Source organism: Bacillus sp. LR--39, from assembly GCF_053613335.1.
Genome location: NZ_JBSIOT010001295.1, coordinates 1 through 580 on the forward strand (window position 1 = coordinate 1; position 580 = coordinate 580).

At 45.5% G+C, this 580-nt stretch carries 1 protein-coding gene and 1 pseudogene; both read right to left on the minus strand.

Translation table 11 applies throughout. The annotated features are described in order from the left end of the window. Positions 1–159, minus strand: a pseudogene (locus ACWHAR_RS30075) (flagellar biosynthesis protein FlhF); the annotation flags it as partial. Further along, positions 156–580, minus strand: a 425-nt coding sequence (locus tag ACWHAR_RS30080) for an FHIPEP family type III secretion protein (RefSeq protein ID WP_452088805.1), incomplete at its 5' end; no start/stop codon positions are given. The pseudogene ACWHAR_RS30075 and the gene ACWHAR_RS30080, both read right to left, overlap by 4 nt.

Sequence of the window (580 nt, forward strand, 5' to 3'; positions counted from 1 at the left end):
GACCGCGATCACTTCAACCCCGGTTTTTTTCACAAAGCCGAGAAATTTTCTCTTTTGAATTTTTTTAGAATTCAAGATTACGGCGTCATTCCCGAGCTCCTGTATAATTTGCTTTGTGGCTTCCTGCATAGAACCAGCTACAAATTTTTTGATTTTCATTGAATATCCACCACTCCGATGCTTTGAACTTCTACATTGGCTTCCAATTCGTTATAGGAAAGAACCGGCAGATCAGGGAAATAGCGCTCAAGCAGCTGCTTGACATACATTCTGACAGGCGGCGAACATAGAAGGATCGGCACTTCCTGCCTCAATGAGAGCTGTTCGATTTCTCTTGCTACAGATTGAATGATATTTTCGGATAATGTTGGTTCAAGAGATAAAAAGTTGCCGTGTTCAGTCTGCTGAATTCCTTCCGCCACGGCCTTTTCGACGCGGCCCGAACAAGTCACCACTTTCAGCGTCTCATTTTCCTTCGCATATTGGGCGGTGATCTGCTTGGCCAGAGCCTGTCTGACATACTCGGTCAGCATATCTGAATCCGTCGTCAGCTTTCCGTAGTCGGCCAGCGTTTCAAAGA